A 3257-nucleotide genomic window follows, 5' to 3' on the forward strand; every position below is an offset into this window, starting at 1 on the left:
TTGCTCTTTAACAATCTGGAACAAGCTGAAAATTGAAACATGACGGCTGAAATTTATCCCTCCGTAGATGTACTGGGATAAAGAGTAACCTGTCATAGAGTCTCTCAAATGTTTGCAGCGCGAACGATGGAAACATCTTCGGGTTGTGAGGTTAAGTGACTAAGCGTACACGGTGGATGCCTAGGCAGTCAGAGGCGATGAAGGGCGTGCTAATCTGCGAAAAGCGTCGGTAAGGTGATATGAACCGTTACAACCGGCGATACCCGAATGGGGAAACCCAGTGTGTTTCGACACACTATCATGTCATGAATACATAGTGGCATGAGGCGAACCGGGGGAACTGAAACATCTAAGTACCCCGAGGAAAAGAAATCAACCGAGATTCCCCCAGTAGCGGCGAGCGAACGGGGAGGAGCCCAGAACCTGAATCGGCTTGTGTGTTAGTGGAAGCGTCTGGAAAGTCGCGCAGCAAAGGGTGATAGCCCCGTACACTAAAATGCACAGGTCGTGAGTTCGATGAGTAGGGCGGGACACGTGACATCCTGTCTGAATATGGGGGGACCATCCTCCAAGGCTAAATACTCCTGACTGACCGATAGTGAACCAGTACCGTGAGGGAAAGGCGAAAAGAACCCCGGCGAGGGGAGTGAAATAGAACCTGAAACCGTGTACGTACAAGCAGTGGGAGCACCTTCGTGGTGTGACTGCGTACCTTTTGTATAATGGGTCAGCGACTTATATTTTGTAGCAAGGTTAACCGTATAGGGGAGCCGTAGGGAAACCGAGTCTTAACTGGGCGATTAGTTGCAAGGTATAGACCCGAAACCCGGTGATCTAGCCATGGGCAGGTTGAAGGTTGGGTAACACTAACTGGAGGACCGAACCGACTAATGTTGAAAAATTAGCGGATGACTTGTGGCTGGGGGTGAAAGGCCAATCAAACCGGGAGATAGCTGGTTCTCCCCGAAAGCTATTTAGGTAGCGCCTCGTGAACTCATCTTCGGGGGTAGAGCACTGTTTCGGCTAGGGGGCCATCCCGGCTTACCAAACCGATGCAAACTCCGAATACCGAAGAATGTTATCACGGGAGACACACGGCGGGTGCTAACGTCCGTCGTGAAGAGGGAAACAACCCAGACCGCCAGCTAAGGTCCCAAAGTCATGGTTAAGTGGGAAACGATGTGGGAAGGCATAGACAGCCAGGATGTTGGCTTAGAAGCAGCCATCATTTAAAGAAAGCGTAATAGCTCACTGGTCGAGTCGGCCTGCGCGGAAGATGTAACGGGGCTAAACCATGCACCGAAGCTGCGGCAGCGACGCTTAGGCGTTGTTGGGTAGGGGAGCGTTCTGTAAGCCGTTGAAGGTGGCCTGTGAGGGTTGCTGGAGGTATCAGAAGTGCGAATGCTGACATAAGTAACGATAAAGCGGGTGAAAAGCCCGCTCGCCGGAAGACCAAGGGTTCCTGTCCAACGTTAATCGGGGCAGGGTGAGTCGACCCCTAAGGCGAGGCTGAAAAGCGTAGTCGATGGGAAACAGGTTAATATTCCTGTACTTGGTGTTACTGCGAAGGGGGGACGGAGAAGGCTAGGCTGGCCGGGCGACGGTTGTCCCGGTTTAAGCGTGTAGGGGGTGTGACCTGGTAAATCCGGTTGCATATCAACCCTGAGGCGTGATGACGATGCACTACGGTGCAGAAGTAGTTGATGCCCTGCTTCCAGGAAAATCCTCTAAGCTCCAGGTAACATTAAATCGTACCCCAAACCGACACAGGTGGTCAGGTAGAGAATACCAAGGCGCTTGAGAGAACTCGGGTGAAGGAACTAGGCAAAATGGTGCCGTAACTTCGGGAGAAGGCACGCTGGCATGTAGGTGAAGTCCCTTGCGGATGGAGCTGAAGCCAGTCGAAGATACCAGCTGGCTGCAACTGTTTAATAAAAACACAGCACTGTGCAAACACGAAAGTGGACGTATACGGTGTGACGCCTGCCCGGTGCTGGAAGGTTAATTGATGGGGTCAGCCGCAAGGCGAAGCTCTTGATCGAAGCCCCAGTAAACGGCGGCCGTAACTATAACGGTCCTAAGGTAGCGAAATTCCTTGTCGGGTAAGTTCCGACCTGCACGAATGGCGTAATGATGGCCAGGCTGTCTCCACCCGAGACTCAGTGAAATTGAACTCGCTGTGAAGATGCAGTGTACCCGCGGCAAGACGGAAAGACCCCGTGAACCTTTACTATAGCTTGACACTGAACATTGAGCCTTGATGTGTAGGATAGGTGGGAGGCTTTGAAGCGTGGACGCCAGTCTGCGTGGAGCCATCCTTGAAATACCACCCTTTAATGTTTGATGTTCTAACTCGGCCCCATAATCTGGGGTGAGGACAGTGTCTGGTGGGTAGTTTGACTGGGGCGGTCTCCTCCCAAAGAGTAACGGAGGAGCACGAAGGTTAGCTAATCACGGTCGGACATCGTGAGGTTAGTGCAAAGGCATAAGCTAGCTTGACTGCGAGAGTGACGGCTCGAGCAGGTACGAAAGTAGGTCTTAGTGATCCGGTGGTTCTGAATGGAAGGGCCATCGCTCAACGGATAAAAGGTACTCCGGGGATAACAGGCTGATACCGCCCAAGAGTTCATATCGACGGCGGTGTTTGGCACCTCGATGTCGGCTCATCACATCCTGGGGCTGAAGTAGGTCCCAAGGGTATGGCTGTTCGCCATTTAAAGTGGTACGCGAGCTGGGTTTAGAACGTCGTGAGACAGTTCGGTCCCTATCTGCCGTGGGCGTTGGAAGATTGAGAGGGGTTGCTCCTAGTACGAGAGGACCGGAGTGAACGCACCACTGGTGTTCGGGTTGTCATGCCAATGGCATTGCCCGGTAGCTAAGTGCGGAAAAGATAAGCGCTGAAAGCATCTAAGCGCGAAACTTGCCTCAAGATGAGTCTTCCCTGGGCCTTTAAGGCCCCTGAAGGAACGTTTAAGACTAAGACGTTGATAGGCTGGGTGTGTAAGTGCAGCGATGCATTGAGCTAACCAGTACTAATGATCCGTGAGGCTTAACCTTACAACACCGAAGGTGTTTTTAGAGAGATTTTCAGCGACGTTCCAAGATTGGTTCTGATGGCTTCACGGAAGTGAGGCGGTTGGAATGAAACAGAATTTGCCTGGCGGCAATAGCGCGGTGGTCCCACCTGACCCCATGCCGAACTCAGAAGTGAAACGCCGTAGCGCCGATGGTAGTGTGGGGTCTCCCCATGCGAGAGT

The 3257-nt window shown here is 52.4% G+C and carries 2 rRNA genes; both read left to right on the forward strand.

What is annotated here, in order from left to right:
- Positions 1–149 precede the first annotated feature (149 nt).
- A 23S ribosomal RNA gene (locus ITX55_RS23825) occupies positions 150–3057 on the forward strand.
- Positions 3058–3156: 99 nt separating this feature from the next.
- Positions 3157–3257 (forward strand): 5S ribosomal RNA (rrf, locus tag ITX55_RS23830); the annotation flags it as partial.

It is taken from the genome of Serratia sp. EWG9 (assembly GCF_019913725.1).
Taxonomy (GTDB): domain Bacteria; phylum Pseudomonadota; class Gammaproteobacteria; order Enterobacterales; family Enterobacteriaceae; genus Serratia; species Serratia ureilytica.